This window comes from Lysobacter brunescens, assembly GCF_042677005.1.
Lineage (GTDB): Bacteria > Pseudomonadota > Gammaproteobacteria > Xanthomonadales > Xanthomonadaceae > Lysobacter_I > Lysobacter_I brunescens.
The window spans coordinates 174,578-193,396 of record NZ_JBHTIF010000003.1; the positions used below are offsets into that span (position 1 = coordinate 174,578).

Genomic DNA, 18,819 nt, shown 5'->3' on the forward strand with positions numbered 1-18,819 from the left:
ACGCGTGCAGGGCCTCAGCGGACCGGCATGCCCGGCAGCGCGCCGTCGTCGGCGTCGAGCAGCGCAAGCGCGCCGCCATCGAAGCCGGCGGAGAGGATCATGCCTTCGCTCATGCCGAAGCGCATCTTGCGCGGCGCGAGGTTGGCGATGAACACCACGCTGCGGCCGACGAGCTTTTCCGGCTCGGCGTAGCTGGCGCGGATGCCCGAGAAGATCTGGCGTTCGCCCAGATCGCCGGCGTCGAGCTTGAAGCGCAGCAGCTTGTCCGATCCGTCCACGAAACCGCATTCCAGGACCTTGCCGATGCGCAGGTCGAGCTTTGCGAAGTCCTCGATGCCGATGTATTCGCTCTTCGGGGCTTCGGGCTTCGCCGGTTCGGCGGCCTTCGGCGCGGCGGTCTCTGCCTTTGCAGGCGCGGCGGGTGCGGCAGGCTGCAGGGAATCCTTGGAAGCTTCGGTCATGGCGTCGATCTGTTTCGGGTCGATTCGGGTGAAGAGCGGGGTGTAGGGCTGGATGGCGTGGTCGAGCAGGGGGGACTCAAGATCTTGCCATCGTGAGACGGTGCAATTAAGGAACGACTCGGCTCTTGCCGCCGTCTCTGGAATGATGGGTTTCAGATACCCAGCAATCAATCGGAAAAGATTGATTGCCAAACTGCAAACGTCATGAAGTTCATTGCGACGGCTTTCATCCTTGGCTAGCGCCCAAGGTGCCTTGTCCGCAATCCAAGCGTTGGCTGCATCCGCAACGTCCATTGTTTGTCGGCAGACATGCGCAAAGTCCCACTGCGCTGATTCGTTCAGGCCGTAAGCTGCAGACCTGCCATCCGTGACTTGTCCGTGGATTTTGTTGTACTGAAAACGATAAAAATCTGCTGCTTCCTTTGATAGGAATGCTGCTAGTTTTCCCTGAAAATTCTTTTCGATGAAGCCGGCGCAGCGGCTGGCAATATTGACAAACTTGCCAACGAGATCACTGTTAATGCGTGCGACAAAGTCGCCAAGATTCAAGTCTAGATCGTCTACGCCCCCAGATGACTTAGCGGCGTAGTAGTAACGCAGCGCTTCCGGTGGCAGGCCGGCATCGACGTACGTCTTCGCCATCACGAACGTGCCGCGTGACTTGGACATCTTCGCGTTGTCCACGGTGAGGTAGCCGTTCACATGCAGCTTCGTGGGCGTGCGGAAACCGGAACCCTTCAGCACCGCCGGCCAGAACAACCCGTGGAAGTTCACGATGTCCTTGCCGATGAAGTGGTGCATCTCGGCGTCGCTGCCGGCTTTCGTGAACGCGTCGAAGTCGTAGCCCTTCTTTTCGCACAGCGCCTTGAAGCTGCTGAGGTAGCCGATCGGGGCGTCGAGCCAGACGTAGAAATACTTGCCGGGCTGACCGGGGATCTCGAAGCCGAAGTAGGGCGCGTCGCGGGAGATGTCCCAGGGGCGCAGGCCGCCTTCGGCGTCCAGCCATTCCTGGAGCTTGGCCTTGACGCCGGACACGGCGACGTCGCCGGACAGCCACTCGCGGAGGAAGCCGTCGAACTGGCCGAGTTCGAAGAAGAAGTGCTCGGATTCGCGCAGTTCCGGCGTCTCGCCGCTCAGCACCGAGCGCGGTTCCTTCAGCTCGGTCGGCGCGTAGGTGGCGCCGCAGACTTCGCAGTTGTCGCCGTACTGGTCGGCGCTGCCGCAGTTCGGGCAGATGCCCTTGATGTAGCGATCCGGCAGGAACATGCCCTTGACCGGGTCGTAGAACTGCTGCACGGTCTTGCGGCCGATGTGGCCGTTGGCGTCGAGCCGTGTGTAGATGGCTTCGGTCAGCGCGCGGTTGCCGGCGGAGTTCGTCGAATCGTAGTGGTCGAATTCGACGCCGAACGCGGCGAAGTCGCGCTCGTGCGCGGCCTGGACATCGGCGATGAAGGTTTCCGGGGTCACGCCGGCCTTTTCCGCCGCGAGCATGATCGGCGTGCCGTGGGTGTCGTCCGCGCAGACGAAGTGCACCGTGTCCCCGGACATTCGCCGCGCGCGCACCCAGATGTCGGCCTGGATGTAGCCCACCAGGTGGCCGAGGTGGATCTGGCCGTTGGCGTAGGGCAGGGCGTTGGTGACGAGGACGGAACGGGACATGGGCGCGGACGGCTCCGGACAGGGCGGCCGGCGATTATCGCACGGGCGTCGCGACCCCCGGCCGCTGGTTCATGCGCTCATTCCCGCATCCAGACCTGGGTCCGACCGAGCAGGGCCATGCCGATGAAGCCACGCACTTCCAGCTTCCTGCCGGCGGCGATCGGTGTCATCTTCACCGAGTACTCCTTGCCGTTCTCGGGATCGAGGATGCGGCCGCCGCCCCAGGCCTTGCCCTGCGGCTTCAGCCCCCAGGCGATGTGCATGCCGACGATGGGCTGGTTGCGGCGCTTGCCCTCGCAGGCCGTGCACAGCGGGTTCGGGCCGTCCTTCGTGTCCAGCACCTGCACGATCCGTGCCGTGAGCGTGCCGTTGCCGGCCTCCTGGATCTCGATCACCGCCTTCGGCTTGCCGGTGGCATCGTCGATGCTGCGCCAGCGGCCGACCGGCGAGGCCTGCTGCGCCCAGGCGGCGATGGGCAGGAGGCAGGTGAGTAGCGCGGCGGCGGGGGCGATGCGCATGACGGGCGATCTCCGAGGCGTGGAAACGAAGACGGCCCGATGCCGGGCCGTCCTGGGGATGCGTGGAACGCGATCAGTTGACGCGGACCCACTCCGCGCTGCGGCACAGGAATGCGGCGACGCAGCCGGTGACCTTCAAACGCTTGCCGCCATCGATCAGTTCGACCTTCTTGGCCTTGAAGCTGCGGTCTTCCGATGGCTTGTAGCCGTTGCCTTCGCCCCAGCCGCCTTCGATGGGCTTGAGGCCCCACAGGGTCAGCATGCCGACAACCGGCTGCCCCTTGTTCTTGCCGCTGCAGGTGGTGCAGGTGTCCGGCAAGCCGAGGTTCTCGACGATCTTGGCTGCGAAGGTCCCGTTCTTGGCCTGATAGACCTCGGTGATGGTCATCGGCTTGCCGGTTTTGTCGTCCAGCGTCTTCCAGCGGCCGACGATGCCGGTGTCTTGCGCCGACGCCGCGAACGAGGCGACCAGCAGCGGCAGGGCGAACAGCGAAATGATGGATTGGATGCGCATCGTGACCCCTCCCAGGGCGTTGGATTCTGAATGTGTCGTGCCCCGGCTCGGTACCGCCCGGACATGTGCCAGTTATACCGCATCCGGTGGGGTATGGACGTGATGTCGGTCAGTCGGACAGGCAAAAAAAGAGCCCGGCTTGCGCCGGGCTCCTTCATCTCGCGCGTACGAAGTTCGATCAGTTGAACTTGTACGAGAACTGCGCCGAAACGGTACGACCGATCGGGCTGTAGCCGCGCCAGAAGAACGGATACGTGTTGAAGCCGCTGTCGTCCGGGTGGAAGTTGTTGAAGATGTTGTTCACGAAGAAGCTGACGCTGGCCTTGTCCGTGATCTTCTTGCTGACGTTCGCGTTCCACAGGAAGTACGGCGCGACGCGTGCGGTTTCCTGCCAGTTCGGCAGGCTGCCGTAGCGGGTCATGAACACGTTCGCCGCCCAGTCGCCCTTCTGCCAGCCCACCGAGCCACGCATGCGGCTGCGGAAGTCGAAGTTGCCCGGATCGTCACGCCAGTTGCGGTCGATCGGATCGGTGGCAAAGGTCTGCAACTCGTAGCCGAGGACGTGCGACCACTCCAGCGAGAACGCGAAGTCGCCGAAACGGTCGGTGTCCATCCGGTACCTGATCGACGCGTCGATGCCGTCCACGCGGCGCTGCGACTGGTTCACCGGACCGCTGCGGATGCCGGTCACGCGGTCGGTCGGTTCGCCTGCGGCAGGCTCACGGGTCACGCGGCTGATGACTTCCTGGCAGAACGCCGATCCCGCTGCGAACGGATAGGGCTGGCGGGTGCGGGTCAGGCCCGTGCGGCAACCGGCTTCCGCGTCCAGGATGAAGGTGGACGACAGGTTGGCCACCGCGCCTTCGAGCTTGACGACGTAGTAGTCGGCCTGCACGGAGAGGTTGTCGGTGATGTCCCAGACCAGACCGTAGGTCAGCGACTTGCCGGTTTCTTCCTCGAGCGTCGGCTCGCCCTTGCTGGTCGCGAACATCGAGTAGCTGTACGTGGCGCCCGCGCAGCTCGCCGTGCCGGGCGTGCCGCCGGTCGACAGGCAGCGGAAGGTGTCGAGCGCGGTGCTGAAGCCGCCGCTGCCTTCGTTGTACACGTAGTGCATGTCCGGCGCCTTGAAGCTGGTCGAGTAGTTGGCGCGGAGCAGCAGCGATTCGATCGGACGGAATTCGAGGCCGGCGGCCCAGGTCTTCGCGTCGTCGACGTTGGTGATGTCGTTGTACTTGTCGAAGCGGCCGGCCAGGTTGGCCTTCAGCATGCTGAAGATCGGGATGCTGACTTCCGCGCCGATCGCGTAGCGGTCGCGATCACCGCCGCCGTTCGTGCCGGTCAGGTTGTAGACCGTACGGTTGGTCGGCAGGATGCCCGCCGGCGACTTCAGCTCGTAACCCTGCTTGGTGTATTCGATGACACCGGCGATGCCCAGCGGGCCGGCCGGCAGTTCGAACAGATCGCCGCTGACCACGAAGTTGCCCTGGGTGACGTACGAATCGGCTTCGTACTTCAGGATCGAAGACATCGCCCGGTATTCCTCGGGCGTGATCGGGCGGTACCAGCGGTCCAGGTTGATCAGGTAGCGCGGAGCCGCCGCAGTGCCGAGGTTCGGGCCGAGGAAGAAGTTGGTCACTTCCGAGCCGTCGAGGCGCGGGCGGGTGCGGCTTGCGCTGTACTCGGCGCGGCCGAGGGTCAGATCCCAGTCGAACTTCTCGCCGAAGTTGCCGCGCAGGCCGATCGCGAAGTCCCAGGACTTCTCGGTGAACTTCTGGTTCGTCGCTTCGACGCCGCCCACTTCCTGCGGCGTGAAGATGCGCTGCACCGTGACGTTGCCGTTGATCGTCGGGTTGGTGGCGAAGAAGGCTGCAGTGCGCGTGCCGACGCCATCCGTATGCGGGCCACCGAAGAACTCGAGGCCGCCCGACAACTCCGACTTGGAGTGGTAGGCCATCAGGCTCGACCACAGTTCCATGCCGTTGTCGAACTGCCAGTTGCCGTACAGGTAACCCGACAGGTCCTTGTTGCCGTTGTTGATGGTCTGGTAACCGACATCCTTGAAGTAACCGCAGGTGCTGCCGGTGACGTAGGACTGGCCGGCCAGCGGATGGGTCGCCGGGTACACGGCGCGGTACGTCCAGTCGACGTATTCGCCGCCGAAGCGGTCGCAGGTGCCTGCTGGCGGCGTGATGCGGTTCTGCGAACCGACCGGCACGCCGGAGCGCAGGATCAGCAGGCCGCTGGCCGGCTGGTTGCCGACGACGGCCGGCGGCAGCGGGTTGTCGTCGCGCGAATCCATGAAGTCGCGCTGGTAGGCATAGACCGGCTCGTCGTAGAAGTATTCGAGCGCGTAGGTCAGGCTCCAGTTGTCGCCGGTCTTGCCGCCGACCCACTGCAGGTCGGTGTAATCGCCGCCGCCCGTGGTGCTGGTGCCGGCGCGCAGGGTGAAGATGTCGCCTTCGTAGTTCTTCTTCAGCACGACGTTGACCACGCCGGCCACGGCGTCGGAGCCGTAGATCGCCGAGGCGCCGCCGCTGAGGATTTCGATGCGTTCGACCGCAGCGGTCGGGATGTTGCCGAAGTTCTGGAAGTTGCTCTGGCCGTTGTACGGGAACGGATAGTCGGCGGCGCGACGACCGTTGATCAGCAGCAGCGTACGGCCTTCTCCGAGGCCGCGCAGGTTGATCGGCGAGCCGTTCGGCGTGAAGCCACCGGCCGAGTTCAGTTCGTTCTGGCTGGAACCGGCGTTCTGCGTGATCGTGCGCAGGGTGTCGGCGACGGTGACGAAGCCTTCGCGCTGCAACTGCTCGGTCGAGATCACCGTGACGGGCGAGGGGCCCTCGACTTCGGAGCGCTTGATGCGGCTGCCGGTGACCACGATGCGGTCGAGGTTGCCGGACTCGTCTTTGTTCTCTTCCTGGCCCTGCTGGGCGCCGGAATTGCTGGTGTTGTCCTGTGCGAAGGCCATGCCAGAGATCAGCAGCGTCGAGAGGATCGCCGTGGTGAGCTGGCAGCGCCGCAAGGCGCGCGAGTTGCTAGAAATCATGTGTTTCCCCGGTTGCAAGTCGTTATTCGATATCGAGATGGCATGACAGTCCCCGGCCATCCTCGGCGAACTTAACATGCGGTTAACGCCGTTGTCATGAGCACTTCATGTTCCTGTGTTGCCCTGAACTAGTGATTTTCGTCACAAAATAAACGTACTGTGCCGTATTGTGACGCTGCGCGACGCAGTGCTGGCCGGGCGGGCAGGTGCCGGCGACAATATCGGGATGAATACGCCTTCCATGTCCCGACTCCCTCCGCACGCCGTCCAGGCCGATCTCGCGCCCCTGCCGCGCATCCGCAACATCCTCGCCGTCGGCTCCGGCAAGGGTGGGGTCGGCAAGTCGACCACGGCGGTGAACCTCGCCGTGGCGCTGGCCGCTTCGGGCCTGCGCGTCGGCCTGCTCGACGCCGACATCTACGGCCCCAGCATCCCGACCATGCTCGGCTTGTCCGGGCGTCCTGACAGTCCGGACGGCAAATCCATCGTGCCGATGCGGGCCCACGGCGTGGAGACGATGTCCATCGGCTTCCTGGTGGAGCAGGACACGCCGATGATCTGGCGCGGCCCGATGGCGACCTCGGCGCTGACCCAGCTGCTCAACGACACCCGCTGGGGCGGTGACGAAGGCGAGGGCCTGGACATCCTGGTCGTCGACCTGCCGCCGGGCACCGGCGACATCCAGCTCACGCTGGCCCAGAAGATCCCGGTCGCGGGCGCGCTCATCGTGACCACGCCGCAGGAAGTGGCCACCCTGGACGCGCGCAAGGCGCTGAAGATGTTCGAGAAAGTGAACGTCCCGGTGCTGGGCCTGATCGAGAACATGGCGCAGCACGTCTGCTCGAACTGCGGCCACGTCGAACACCTGTTCGGCAGTGGCGGCGGCGAACGCATGGCGGCGCAGTACGGCGTGCCGCTGCTGGGTTCCCTGCCGCTGGACATCGCGATCCGCGAGCAGGGCGATGGCGGCGTCCCGGTCGTGGCGGCAGCGCCCGACTCCCCGGTGGCGGCGGCCTATCGGGCCCTGGCGGCACGTGTGGTCGCGACCCTGCGCGAGCGTCCGCGGGTCAAGGCCGAGATCGGCGCGACCTTGCTGTGATCCTGCCGGCAGATTGATTGCACGATCAATAAATTGATCGTTGTTCATAGGTATTGTCGATGACAGCGGTGGCAAGCCCGGCCGCTGGTCGGCGATGTTGCATCGCGGCGTGCAACCGCTCGCGATGCGTCCCTAGTGTGTCGACGCTTCGGCGGATTTCCGCCGGTCTGCAGCAACGACAATCACAATCACAACAGGGGCTTGAAACAGATGAACCGTACCGTCCGTCGCGCCATGCTGGCATCCGCAGTCCTGCTCACCCTCGGCCTGTCCTCCACCGCGTTCGCCGGTGGCCGTCCCGATGCCGTCATTTCCGGTCTCAACGCCGGACGCGCCCATGAGGCCAACCAGCTCATCATCAAGTTCCGCGACGGTGCCAGCACCGTGCAGCGCAATGCCGTGCGTGCCGGCCTGCGCGCGGTGTCGCAGGACACCCTGCGTCGCGGCAAGCGCGGCGGCGACACCACCCTGATGCGCCTGCCCAGCGGGGTCAACCTGCAGGCGCTGGTCCGTCGCCTGTCGACCAACCCGGCGATCGAATACGCCGAGCCGAACTGGATCTATACCCATTCGGCGTCCTCGAACGACCCGTACTACACCAACGGTTCGCTGTGGGGCATGTACGGCGATGCCACCAGCCCGGCGAACCAGTTCGGTTCCCAGGCGGGTGAAGCCTGGGCCGCCGGCCACACTGCCTGCAACGGCGTCCTGGTCGGCGTGATCGACGAAGGCATCTACTTCAACCATCCGGACCTCGCCGCCAACATCTGGACCAATCCCTACGATCCGGTGGACGGCGTCGACAACGACGGCAACGGCTACGTCGACGACGTGCGCGGCTGGGACTTCGACGGCAATTCGAACAACATCAACTCCGGCGGCGCGGGCGACGACCACGGTACGCACGTGGCCGGCACCATCGGCGCCGTCGGCGGCAACGGCGTCGGCGTCGCAGGCGTGTGCTGGAGCGGCGTGAAGATGATCTCCGGCCGCTTCCTCGGCCGCCGCGGCGGCACCACCGCCAATGCGATCAAGGCGGTCGACTACTTCACCGACCTGAAGACGCGCCACGGCCTGAACATCGTCGCCACCAACAATTCCTGGGGCGGCGGCGGCTTCTCGCAGGCGCTGCAGGATGCGATCGGCCGTGCCAACAATGCAGGCATCCTGTTCGTCGCGGCGGCCGGCAACTCGGGCGCCAACAACGACACCACCGCCAGCTATCCGTCCAACTATCCGAACGCGAACATCATCGCGGTCGCCGCGCTGGCCAGCAACGGCAGCCTCGCCAGCTACTCGCAGTACGGCGCCACCACCGTCGACATCTGCGCACCGGGCTCGGCCGTCAACTCGACCGTGCCGGTCAGCTCCAAGGGCAGCGTCGTGCCCGGTTATGCGAGCTACAGCGGCACCTCGATGGCGACCCCGCACGTGACCGGCGGCGTCGCGCTCTATGCCTCGTCGCACCCGGGCGCCAGCGCCGCCGACATCAAGGCCGCGATCATGGGCACCGCCGTGCCCACGACCTCGTGCAACGGCAAGGTGGTCAGCAACGGCCGTCTGAACGTCAGCAGCTTCTGATTTCCGGCCTCCCCGACCCGCGAAGGCCCGGCCCTGCCGGGCCTTCGTCGTTCCCGGGCATCCGTCCGGGGCAAGCCTCGGCGGCGATCCCGTAGAATGGCCGGCCTTGCCCCTGACAGACGGGCCCCGGCCCGGAACACACACGCATGAGCATCAAGAGCGACCGCTGGATCCGCCGCATGTCCGAACAACAGGGCATGATCGACCCCTTCGAGCCTGGGCAGATCAAGCATGCCGCCGACGGCCAGCGGATCGTCAGCTACGGCACCTCCAGCTACGGCTACGACGTGCGTTGCTCGCGCGAGTTCAAGATCTTCACCAACATCAACTCCACGATCGTCGATCCCAAGCATTTCGATCCCAAGAGCTTCGTCGACGTGGTCGCCGACGAGTGCATCATCCCGCCCAACTCGTTTGCGCTGGCGCGCACCGTCGAGTACTTCCGCATCCCGCGCGACGTGCTGGTGGTGTGCCTGGGCAAGAGCACCTACGCGCGCTGCGGGATCATCGTCAACGTCACGCCGCTGGAGCCGGAATGGGAAGGTCACGTGACCCTCGAATTCAGCAACACCACGCCGCTGCCGGCGCGCATCTACGCCAACGAGGGCGTCGCGCAGATGCTGTTCTTCCAGTCCGACGAGGTCTGCGAGACCTCCTACAAGGACCGCGGCGGCAAGTACCAGGGCCAGACCGGCGTGACCTTGCCGCGCACCTGAGCGCGCCAGCAGGCTCCGCGAGATGAGCGATTTGCAGGCCAGTCTGGCGGCGATCTACGCCGATCTCACCGGCGGTCGCGTCCCCCAGGCCGGGCCGAAGCTCGAAGCGCTGCTGCAGACGCATCCGCACCTGCCCGAAGTCCGGCGCGCGCAGGCGGCCTGGCTGCAGATGTCGGGACGCGGGGATGACGCCATCGATGCCATGCAGGCGGCTGTCGCCCTGTCGCCTGACGATGCCGCGCTGCGCATCGCGCTTGGCCAGGTGCAGGCATCGGCGGGCCGGACCGATGAGGCGATCGCTTCGTTCCAGATGGCCTGCGAGCGCCAGCCGTCGAGTGCGGAAGCCTGGTATCTGCTCGGCGCCACGCACTACGGCAATGGCCGGCTCGCCGAGGCCCTGCAGCCGCTCGAACGCGCGCAGGCGCTGATGCCTGCCCAGCCGATGATCGCCGCGATGCTGGCGGACACGCTGTTCCTGCAGGGACGTTTCGAGGATGCGCTGGCGCATTTCCGCCGGCTCATGCAGACGCAGCCGCCGGACGCGATGCGCACGCTGCGCGTCGTGCAATGCCATCGCGCCCTCGGCGAACCGGCGTTGGCCCTGCAACTGGCCCAGGCCTGGCAGGGCGACGGTTTCGCGCCGTTGTGGCTGGAAATCGGCGGCCTGCACGAAGACCTCGGCGATGCCGATGCCGCGCATGCGGCCTACCTCCAGGCCACCGCCCTGCAGCCAAATTGGGCCGAGCCGGTGTCCGCGCTGATCGGTCTGCGCCGCGAGACCACGCCTAGCGCCGTGCTGGAGGCGGCGCAGGGCCTGCTTTCGAGCGGCGCGCTGCCGCCGCGATCGCGTGCGCTGCTGCATCACGCCTTGGGCAAGCGCGCGGACCGGCTGGATGCCACCGACCAGGCCGCCGCGCACTGGCGCGAGGCCAATCGCCTGCGCCGCGCGCAGGATGGCGCGCTCGACCGTGCCGTACACCAGGCGCGCATCGACACGCTGATCGCCCGCACTGTCGATGGTGTCGCCGCACATGTGCAGGATGCCGATGTATCCGGCCCCCGGCCGCTGTTCGTGGTCGGCATGACGCGCAGCGGCACCACGCTGGTGGAGCGGATCCTCGCTGCACATCCGCAGGCGCACGGTTGCGGCGAACTGCCGGTCTTCACCGCCTTCGGCAACGCGCTGCCGGATGCACCGTTCACGACCGACACGCAGAGGCTTGCCGAGCTGGCGGAGCGGTGGCGTGCCGCCGTGCGTCGCACCGCACCGGACGGCGTCGCGCTGGCCATCGACAAGCATCCGTTCAACCTCGAACAACTCGCCCTGGTCGCGGCCACGTTGCCCGATGCGCGGGTGGTGTGGTGCCGGCGCGATCCGCGTGATGTCGCACTGTCGATCCATGCCGAGAGCTTCGCCCCCGACGCCACCTATGCGACCGACCTCGATGACATCCGCTTCGTGATGCAGCAGCAGGCCCGCCTGATGCGACACTGGCGCGACGTGCTCGCGCTCCCGATCCACGAGATCCGCTACGAGCAACTGGTCGACGATCCCCAGACCGAGGCACGACGTCTCGTCGAATTCGCCGGCTTGCCCTGGCACGACGATTGCCTGCGCTTCCACGCGAGCGCCGGGCCCGTGCAGACCCACAGCCGTTGGCAGGTCCGCCAGCCGATCCATCGCGGTGCGATCGGGCGCTGGCGTCGCTACGCCGACTGGTTTGCTGGCTGGCCGGACGACGGTGCCGACGAGGCCTGAGCCCGGGCTGCGGAGCGCACGGCTTGTGGCATGATTCGGCGGGTCGCCCCATGCCACGAAGGAAGAGGGAATGTCCGTGAATCGCAGCCGTCATCGCAGCCATGTCTGCCCCCATCGTCCGCGTCCGCTGGTGCGGGTCCTGGCCTTCGGCGCACTCGCGCTGCTCAGCCTGCAGGCGCTGGCCGCCGAAACCATCCGCTATGTCGCCCTGGTCGACGGCGGCAAGACAGCCGGCCACCAGATCGTCGAACACGGCGACGACGGTGTCACCCGCGTCGACTACATGTTCAAGGACAACGGACGCGGTCCCGAGCTGAAGGAAACCTACGTCCTCGCCAGCGACGGCACCTTCGCCAGCTACAGCGCGAAGGGCGCCTCCACGTTCGGTGCGCCTGTCGACGAATCCTTCGTGATAGAGAACGGTGTTGCGCGCTGGAAATCGACGGCGGACGCGGGCGAGCAGCCCCACCAGGCCGGCGCGGCGTACTTCCCGCTCGGCGGATCCCCCCAGGCCTACGCCGCGCCGCTGGCCGCACTGGCCGCGCGCGCGGACGGCAAGCTGCCGCTGGTGCCCAGCGGCACGCTCACGATGCAGCAGGCGGACGAAGCCGAAGTGTCGGACGGCACCCGCACGCGCAAGGTGCGCCTGCAGCGGGTCACCGGCATCGGCTTCACACCGACGTTCGTGTGGATGACCGACGACGCGAAGCCGCGCCTGTTCGCACTGATCTATCCGGGCTACCTGCAGCTGGTCGAGGAAGGCTGGCAGGCCAGCACTGCCACCCTTGAAGCGCGGCAGAAGTCCGCCGAAGCCCGCGCGCTGGTCGAGTTGCAGCAGACGCTGGCGAAGCCGCTGCGCGGCACGACCCTGATCCGCAATGCCCGCGTGTTCGACAGCGTTGCCGCGCGCATGGGCGAGGCCTCCGACCTGCTGATCCGCGATGGTCGCATCGTCTCGATCTCCGGTGCCAACCAGGAGCGCGCCCGCGCCGATCACGTCGTCGATGCCGGCGGGCGCGTGCTGCTGCCCGGCCTGTACGACATGCATGGCCACGTCAACGACTGGCAGGGCGGCCTGCACATCGCCGCGGGTGTCACCACCGTGCGCGACATGGGCAACGACAACAAGACCCTGCAGGCGCTGATCGCCGACGAGCGCACCGGGCGCGTGCTGTCGCCCAGCATCGTCGCCGCCGGCTTCATCGAAGGCGAAAGCCCGATGTCGGCGCGGAACGGTTTCGTCATCAAGGACCTGGCCGAGGCGAAGAAGGCCGTCGACTGGTACGCCGCGAACGGCTACCCGCAGATCAAGATCTACAACTCCTTCCCCAAGGACATCCTGCGCGAGACCGTCGCCTACGCGCACAGCCGCGACCTGCGCGTGAGCGGACATGTGCCGGTGTTCCTGCGCGCGCAGGATGCGATCGATTTCGGCTACGACGAGATCCAGCACATCAACCAGGTGCTGCTGAACTTCCTGGTCGACGACAAGACCGACACGCGCACGCTCGAACGCTTCTACCTGCCGGCCAAGCGCATCGCCGATCTCGACTTCAATTCCAAGCCGGTCCAGGACTTCATCGCCGCGCTCGCCGCCAACCGCATCGCGGTCGATCCCACGCTGGCCACGTTCGATTTCATCCGCCAGCGCCCGGGACAGCTCTCGCAGACCTTCGCGGCGGTCGCCGACCACATGCCGCCGGACGTGAAGCGCGGCCTGTACGCGGCCGAGTTCGACATTCCCGACGACGCCACGGCGGCGCGCTACAACCGCTCCTACGAGAAGATGGTCGAATTCGTCGGGCGCATGTACAAGGCCGGCGTGCCGATCCTGGCCGGTACCGACAGCCTGCCGGGCTTCGCCCTGCAGCGCGAACTCGAACTGTACGTGCAGGCCGGCATGACCCCGGCGCAGGCGCTGCAGGTGGCCACCTGGACTGCCGCGCAGCACAGCCGCACCGATGGCGATCGCGGCGCGATCGCGGTCGGCAAGCGCGCCGACCTGCTGCTGGTCGACGGCGATCCCTCGAAGACCATCGGCGACATCCGCAAGGTCGCGCTGGTGATCAAGAACGGCACGGCCTATTACCCGGCCGAGGTGCATGAAGCCCTGGGCATCAAGCGCTTCACCGACCCGGTCCGCGTGCAACCGGCGGCCGCGGCGGCGCCTTGAGGCGCGAAGCGCATGGCCAGCCGCTCATGCTGTCGGTCATGCACCCGGGATGGCGCCGGCATTCCCATGCCGGCGCTTTGTCCTACACTGGGGTCACCCCTCGCACGTGGAGCACCGCCTTGACCACCGCCTACGACTTTTCCGCGATCGATATCGACGGCCACGACAAGGCGTTGTCCGACTACGAAGGCAAGGTTCTGCTGATTGTCAACGTCGCCTCGAAATGCGGATTCACGCCGCAGTACACCGGCCTGCAGAAGCTGTGGGAGACCTACCGCGATCGCGGCCTGGTGGTGATGGGTTTCCCCTGCGACCAGTTCGGCCACCAGGAGCCGGGCAACGAAGCCGAGATCATGAATTTCTGCTCGCTCACCTACGACGTCGACTTCCCGATGTTCTCGAAGATCGACGTCAACGGCGCCAAGGCCCATCCGCTGTGGAAATGGCTGAAGGACGAGAAGGGCGGGCTGCTGGGGATCGATGCGATCAAGTGGAATTTCAGCAAGTTCCTCGTCGGCCGCGACGGCAAGGTCATCAAGCGCTACGCGCCGACCGACAAGCCCGAGTCGCTGGCCCGCGACATCGAAGCCGCGCTGGGCTGAGGGCTTCAGGCGTGATCCCGGCGGCCGATGGCGGCGAACAAGGCTTCCAGCTCACGCTGGACACCGAAAGCTCCGGTCTCGTGGCCACGGTCACCGGCCGGATCGAGACGGTCGAGCACCTGATCGCGCTGTTCATGCGCATCGCCGGCGAAGTGCGGCGCACGGGCGTGAAACAGGTGCTCGTGCTCGACCACACCCAGGGCGTGGTGCCGCCTGAAACGCAGATGCGCAAGTTGTTCGCCGCGCTGGAAGGGCAGGGCTTCGACGCGGTGCGCGTGGCCTATGTCGATGCGCGCGGCACTGCGGTCAGCCGCATGGAAGTCGGCGAGATCCTCGGTCGCGAACACGGCTACGAATGCCGGGTGTTCGACAACGAATCCCGCGCCCGCATCTGGCTGCATTACGGCGAGAGTTGATCGTCCTGTCGACGCGCCTGCTGCCGGGTCCTCAGCGCGCGTCGAGCTTGAATTCGAACGGTACTTCGACGGAACCGGCCTGGCCGGGGCGGAAGCGCCAGCGCTTCGCCGCCTGCGTGGCCGCGCGGTCCAGTGCGCGCGAACGGCTGCTGCGCACCACTTCGACATCGTCCGGCTTCCCGTCGCTGCCCACCGTGATCCGCACCGTCACCGTGCCCGACTCGTTGCGACGCATGGCGTCGGACGGGTAGTCGGGCTGTACCCGGGATACCGGCACGGGGAGGCCGGGCGCCACGTCGGAGGTGCTGCGGGGCGGCGGGGCGTTGGTGTCGGCAGGCGAGGGCGCTTCGGTCGGGCCTGCGATCTGCGCCGGCGGCGGGGCGGGCTTCGGCCGTCGTGCGGCTTCCTCTGCGGCCTCGGAAAGACCGCTGGCGCTGCGCTCGCCCGGGGCCATCGGCACCGGCAGCGGCTCGAACACCTGGCCGTCCACGGCCTCGGGCTTGTCGGTGGCGCGATAGAAATTGCCGTTGTCGCGCATGTCCAGCCAGAGCAGCAGGAACAGCAGCAGCCCCAGTCCGAAACCGCCGGCGATCAGGAGCAGGGCGCGGCGCGACAGGCCGAGGCGCGGTGCCTGTGAATGCGAGGGATGTGGGGTCGACATGCGGACTGCAGGCACGGAGATGGCCCGATTGTGGCACAGGCATCCCGACGCCCATCCGCCGTTCCGCGGCTGGCGACACGGGATTCGGGCGCAATTCAGGCGATAATCGGCGTCCCGTCACGTTACGCGCCCCTGTCCCCATGCTCGATCCTGTCCTGCTGCGCAACCAGCCCGCCGACCTGGCCGCCCGCCTCAAGGAGACCCGCGGTTACGACCTGAACGTCGCCGACCTGATGCTGCTCGAAACCGAGCGCAAACAGATCCAGGTGCGCACGCAGGAACTGCAGAACCTGCGCAACACCAAGAGCAAGCAGATCGGCATGCTCAAGGCGAAAGGCGAGGATGTCTCCGCCGTGATGGCCGAAGTCGCCGGCTTCGGCGACGAACTCAAGGCGAGCGAAGCGCGCCTCGACGAGATCAAGCTCGCCATCGACGCCATCGCCGCTGGGATCCCGAATATCCCGCACGAGTCGGTGCCGCTGGGCAGCGACGAAACCCAGAACGTCGAACAGCACCGCTGGGGCTCGCCGCGCACCTTCGATTTCGAGGTCAAGGACCATGTCGAACTTGGCGCACGCCACGGCTGGCTGGATGCGGAAACCGCCGCCAAGCTCAGCGGTGCGCGCTTCACGGTGCTGCGTGGCCAGCTCGCCCGCCTGCATCGCGCGCTCGCGCAGTTCATGCTCGACCTGCATACGAATGAGCACGGCTACGAGGAAACCAGTGTCCCGCTGCTGGTGAACGCCGACTCGATGCGCGGCACGGGGCAGTTGCCGAAGTTCGAGGAAGACCTGTTCTCGACGGCGGTGGGCGAGGGCGAATCGGCGAGCAAGCGCTACCTCATCCCCACCAGCGAAGTCCCGCTCACCAACATCGTCCGCGACGAGATCGTCGACGCCGAGCGCCTGCCGCTGCGCATGACCGCGCATTCGATGTGCTTCCGCGCCGAGGCCGGCAGCGCCGGTCGCGACACGCGCGGCATGATCCGCCAGCACCAGTTCGAGAAGGTCGAACTGGTGTCGATCGCGAAGCCCGAAGAGAGCGACGCCGAGCACGAGCGCATGACCCGCGCCGCCGAAACCGTGCTGGAGAAGCTCGGCCTGCCGTACCGCAAGGTGCTGCTGTGCACCGGCGACATGGGCTTCTCCGCGCGCAAGACCTACGACCTCGAAGTCTGGCTGCCCTCGCAGAACACCTATCGCGAAATCTCGTCCTGTTCGAACTGCGGCGACTTCCAGGCCCGCCGCATGCAGGCACGCTGGCGCAACCCCGCCACCGGCAAGCCGGAGCTGGTGCACACGCTCAATGGTTCGGGCGTCGCCGTCGGTCGTGCGCTGATCGCGGTGATGGAGAACTACCAGAACGCCGATGGCTCGATCACTGTGCCTGATGCGCTGCGTGGCTACATGGGTGGCGCCGAAACGATCGCTTGATCGGCTGATCGCTCGGAAAGAAACGTCATCCTCGCGCAAGCGAGGACCCACGCATCAGTGGCGTTCAAGCATGGGTCCTCGCTTGCGCGAGGATGACGATGGTTTTTCTTCTCTTCACGCTGCGTCGTCGTTTCATGTGATGCGCAATGACACGGGCCGCTTTCGCGGCCCGTGTCGTTCAAAGCAGTTCCCTCGCTGCGCTCGGGATGACAGCTAGGCTATCGATCAGAACAGGTTGACGTTCGGCCACGCAGACACGCCGCTGTCGATGGCCTGCAGCATGGTGTCCATGTCGTCCGGCTTGCCGTTGTCGCCGTTGCCGGCGCCGACCAGGCCATTGCCGCCCGGTCCGACGCGGAACACCGCCGAGGTGCCGCTCATTTCGCCGTAGTGCGCATAGCCGTTGCCCAGCGCGGTCTGGAACTTCATGAAGCGCAGCAGGTCCATCGGGCGGGCGATCCAGCCGCCATGCGAATCGAAGCGCTTCGGCTTCACGCTGGAATACGCGCCGCCGCCGTAATACACGACTTCGTCGGACTTGCGGTCGGCTTGCTTGTCGCCGCCGATCACCACGTCCGGCGCACCGGCGGGCTTCATGAAGTTGTCGCGCACGTAGGCTTCGTACGACTTGCCGGTCTTCTTCTCGATCACGCGGCCGAGCAGGCAGTAGCCGAAGTTCGAGTACATGTCCGAACCATCGAGGTCCGCCGGCGTGGTGCCGGGGGTGTAGCCGAGCGGATAGTTCTCCAGCGCCCAGGTGATCAGGCCGGCGTGGTCGGTGCCGCTGTAGTCGAACATCGGGTCGCTGCCGTTGCCATCCTTGTTGATGCGACGGAAACCGGCGCGATGGCGGATGAGGTGGTCGATGGTGATCTTCTCGATGTCGGGATTGCCCGACGGCGTCGACCAGGTATTGCCGAGCACGGTGTTGCTGCCGAAGACCTTGCTGCCGCTGTCGAGGTTGGTATCGGCGAGCAGCTTCAGCACCGCGACATGGGTGACCGGCTTCGAGACGCTGGCCACGCGCAGGCGATGGCGCGGCGACATCGGCAGGCCGCTGTCCTTGTCGGCGACGCCGAAACCGGCTGCGTACACCAGCTGCTTGTTGCGCATGATCGCGATCGACACGCCCGGCATGCCGGTCGCACGCAGGTAGTCGCGCGCCTTGCGATCGATCAGCTCCAGGTCGCTGCCCTTGAACACCGTGTTCGTCCAGATCGCATTGAAGCGCACGCCGCTGCCGCTGTTGAACGCCTGCAGGTAGGCCGGTTCGTAGCTCTGGTACAGATGGTTGTCGAACACCGACTGGTAGTGCGCAGCCGGAATGCCATGGCGTGCGGAGTAGTACGGTCCCGCCTGCTTGGTCCACAGCGCCGCGTAACGGTCGGTGCCGCCGTCGCGATAGCCGCTGACCATCTTCAGTCGCCAACCCTGGCGGCCGAAGGTGTCGAAGGCGGTCTGGTATTCGCCGGCGCTCAGGCCGTGGCGCGCGACCCACGCGCCGCTGTTCTTCTCGAAGATCGCCGCGAAGCGCGGCGAGCCCCCGACGCTGAACGCGCTGACATGGGTCAGGCCGTAGCCGTCGCGCTCGGCCTCGGTCACCGCGGCCTGATACTGCTGCGCCGTGAGGCCATGGCGGGCGCGCATCGCGGCACCGCCGCGTTTTTCCCAGATCGCGGCATAGCGCGCCTGGCCGGCGACCGCATAGCCATTGATGTAGGTCAGGCGATAGCCCTGGCCGTTGAGGGTGTTGAACTCGGTCTGATACTGGTCGGACGTCAGGCCATGGCGCGCGGCCCAGGCCGGGCCCGGGACTTTCTTCCAGATCGCGGCGTAGCGCGCGCCGCCCGCGTCGTAGCCGCTGATCGCGGTGAGGCGAAAGCCCTTGCTGTTGAAATCGTTGAAGGCGGACTGGTACTGGGTGGAATTCAGGCCGTGTCGGGCGGCCCATTCGACCGCGCTGGCGGTCGTGGAGGCGAGGGCGGCGGCGACCAGCAGCAAGCTGGCGCAGGCGCCGCGCAAGGCGCGACGGCGGGTGGACATGAAGGACATGGTGCGTCTCCTGGTGCGATCGCACGCTCGAGCAGGTGTTGCCGACGAGCGCGCGGACGGGGGATCCGGCGACGTGTGCCGGGATGGTGCGTCGGATGGGCGCGGCCCCCGGAGACCTTGCGCCTCACG

The 18,819-nt window shown here is 66.4% G+C and carries 14 protein-coding genes; 8 read left to right on the top strand and 6 right to left on the bottom strand.

The window, feature by feature from the left end; genetic code table 11:
- Window positions 1-14: 14 nt before the first annotated feature.
- From metG to ACFQ0E_RS14785, 4 genes are all read right to left on the bottom strand, one after another.
- A complete protein-coding gene (gene metG, locus ACFQ0E_RS14770; protein WP_386825078.1) occupies window positions 15-2,120 on the bottom strand; it encodes a methionine--tRNA ligase in 2,106 nt (701 codons plus the stop codon).
- 77 nt (window positions 2,121-2,197) lie between these two features.
- Window positions 2,198-2,638, bottom strand: a complete 441-nt coding sequence (locus tag ACFQ0E_RS14775; RefSeq protein ID WP_386825080.1) for a DUF2147 domain-containing protein — start codon at window positions 2,636-2,638, stop codon at window positions 2,198-2,200.
- Window positions 2,639-2,711: 73 nt separating this feature from the next.
- Complete coding sequence (locus ACFQ0E_RS14780) at window positions 2,712-3,152, bottom strand: DUF2147 domain-containing protein (RefSeq protein ID WP_386825082.1); 441 nt, start codon at window positions 3,150-3,152, stop codon at window positions 2,712-2,714.
- Window positions 3,153-3,330: 178 nt separating this feature from the next.
- Window positions 3,331-6,198: a TonB-dependent receptor plug domain-containing protein gene (locus ACFQ0E_RS14785; protein ID WP_386825084.1), complete on the bottom strand. Its 2,868-nt coding sequence runs from the start codon at window positions 6,196-6,198 to the stop codon at window positions 3,331-3,333.
- A gap of 241 nt (window positions 6,199-6,439) precedes the next feature.
- On the opposite strand from ACFQ0E_RS14785, the gene apbC reads away from it, so the two are divergent.
- The 7 genes from apbC to ACFQ0E_RS14820 all read left to right on the top strand — a co-directional run bounded on the left by apbC (window position 6,440) and on the right by ACFQ0E_RS14820 (window position 14,544).
- Entirely contained in the window at window positions 6,440-7,297 is an 858-nt protein-coding gene (gene apbC / locus ACFQ0E_RS14790) for an iron-sulfur cluster carrier protein ApbC (protein WP_386825086.1), read from the top strand.
- Window positions 7,298-7,507: 210 nt separating this feature from the next.
- Complete coding sequence (locus tag ACFQ0E_RS14795) at window positions 7,508-8,878, top strand: S8 family peptidase (protein WP_386825088.1); 1,371 nt, start codon at window positions 7,508-7,510, stop codon at window positions 8,876-8,878.
- Between the two features lie 146 nt (window positions 8,879-9,024).
- On the top strand, window positions 9,025-9,594 hold the full coding sequence (gene dcd / locus ACFQ0E_RS14800; RefSeq protein WP_386825090.1) for a dCTP deaminase: 570 nt from the start codon (window positions 9,025-9,027) through the stop codon (window positions 9,592-9,594).
- 22 nt (window positions 9,595-9,616) lie between these two features.
- The gene (locus ACFQ0E_RS14805; RefSeq protein WP_386825091.1) at window positions 9,617-11,353 is read left to right on the top strand and encodes a tetratricopeptide repeat-containing sulfotransferase family protein; all 1,737 of its coding nucleotides are present in this window, start codon (window positions 9,617-9,619) and stop codon (window positions 11,351-11,353) included.
- 70 nt (window positions 11,354-11,423) lie between these two features.
- On the top strand, window positions 11,424-13,526 hold the full coding sequence (locus ACFQ0E_RS14810; RefSeq protein WP_386825092.1) for an amidohydrolase family protein: 2,103 nt from the start codon (window positions 11,424-11,426) through the stop codon (window positions 13,524-13,526).
- A 119-nt stretch (window positions 13,527-13,645) separates the two neighbouring features.
- Window positions 13,646-14,128 (top strand): glutathione peroxidase, encoded by a 483-nt coding sequence (locus ACFQ0E_RS14815; RefSeq protein WP_386825093.1) that lies wholly within the window; start codon window positions 13,646-13,648, stop codon window positions 14,126-14,128.
- Window positions 14,129-14,139: 11 nt separating this feature from the next.
- The gene (locus ACFQ0E_RS14820) at window positions 14,140-14,544 is read left to right on the top strand and encodes a hypothetical protein (RefSeq protein WP_386825094.1); all 405 of its coding nucleotides are present in this window, start codon (window positions 14,140-14,142) and stop codon (window positions 14,542-14,544) included.
- A gap of 31 nt (window positions 14,545-14,575) precedes the next feature.
- Here ACFQ0E_RS14820 and ACFQ0E_RS14825 read toward each other — a convergent pair whose 3' ends face one another.
- Complete coding sequence (locus ACFQ0E_RS14825; protein ID WP_386825095.1) at window positions 14,576-15,205, bottom strand: energy transducer TonB; 630 nt, start codon at window positions 15,203-15,205, stop codon at window positions 14,576-14,578.
- A gap of 140 nt (window positions 15,206-15,345) precedes the next feature.
- On the opposite strand from ACFQ0E_RS14825, the gene serS reads away from it, so the two are divergent.
- Window positions 15,346-16,638 (top strand): serine--tRNA ligase, encoded by a 1,293-nt coding sequence (gene serS, locus ACFQ0E_RS14830; RefSeq protein WP_386825096.1) that lies wholly within the window; start codon window positions 15,346-15,348, stop codon window positions 16,636-16,638.
- Between the two features lie 225 nt (window positions 16,639-16,863).
- On the opposite strand, the gene ACFQ0E_RS14835 is transcribed toward serS, so the two are convergent.
- The gene (locus ACFQ0E_RS14835) at window positions 16,864-18,690 is read right to left on the bottom strand and encodes a serine hydrolase (protein ID WP_386825098.1); all 1,827 of its coding nucleotides are present in this window, start codon (window positions 18,688-18,690) and stop codon (window positions 16,864-16,866) included.
- Between the last annotated feature and the right edge of the window lie 129 nt (window positions 18,691-18,819).

Coding starts and splice junctions, on each gene's coding strand:
- metG (WP_386825078.1), bottom strand. CDS start 2,120: ATGTCCCGTTCCGTCCTCGTCACCAACGCCCTGCCCTACGCCAACGGC.
- ACFQ0E_RS14775 (WP_386825080.1), bottom strand. CDS start 2,638: ATGCGCATCGCCCCCGCCGCCGCGCTACTCACCTGCCTCCTGCCCATC.
- ACFQ0E_RS14780 (WP_386825082.1), bottom strand. CDS start 3,152: ATGCGCATCCAATCCATCATTTCGCTGTTCGCCCTGCCGCTGCTGGTC.
- ACFQ0E_RS14785 (WP_386825084.1), bottom strand. CDS start 6,198: ATGATTTCTAGCAACTCGCGCGCCTTGCGGCGCTGCCAGCTCACCACG.
- apbC (WP_386825086.1), top strand. CDS start 6,440: ATGTCCCGACTCCCTCCGCACGCCGTCCAGGCCGATCTCGCGCCCCTG.
- ACFQ0E_RS14795 (WP_386825088.1), top strand. CDS start 7,508: ATGAACCGTACCGTCCGTCGCGCCATGCTGGCATCCGCAGTCCTGCTC.
- dcd (WP_386825090.1), top strand. CDS start 9,025: ATGAGCATCAAGAGCGACCGCTGGATCCGCCGCATGTCCGAACAACAG.
- ACFQ0E_RS14805 (WP_386825091.1), top strand. CDS start 9,617: ATGAGCGATTTGCAGGCCAGTCTGGCGGCGATCTACGCCGATCTCACC.
- ACFQ0E_RS14810 (WP_386825092.1), top strand. CDS start 11,424: ATGTCCGTGAATCGCAGCCGTCATCGCAGCCATGTCTGCCCCCATCGT.
- ACFQ0E_RS14825 (WP_386825095.1), bottom strand. CDS start 15,205: ATGTCGACCCCACATCCCTCGCATTCACAGGCACCGCGCCTCGGCCTG.
- serS (WP_386825096.1), top strand. CDS start 15,346: ATGCTCGATCCTGTCCTGCTGCGCAACCAGCCCGCCGACCTGGCCGCC.
- ACFQ0E_RS14835 (WP_386825098.1), bottom strand. CDS start 18,690: ATGTCCTTCATGTCCACCCGCCGTCGCGCCTTGCGCGGCGCCTGCGCC.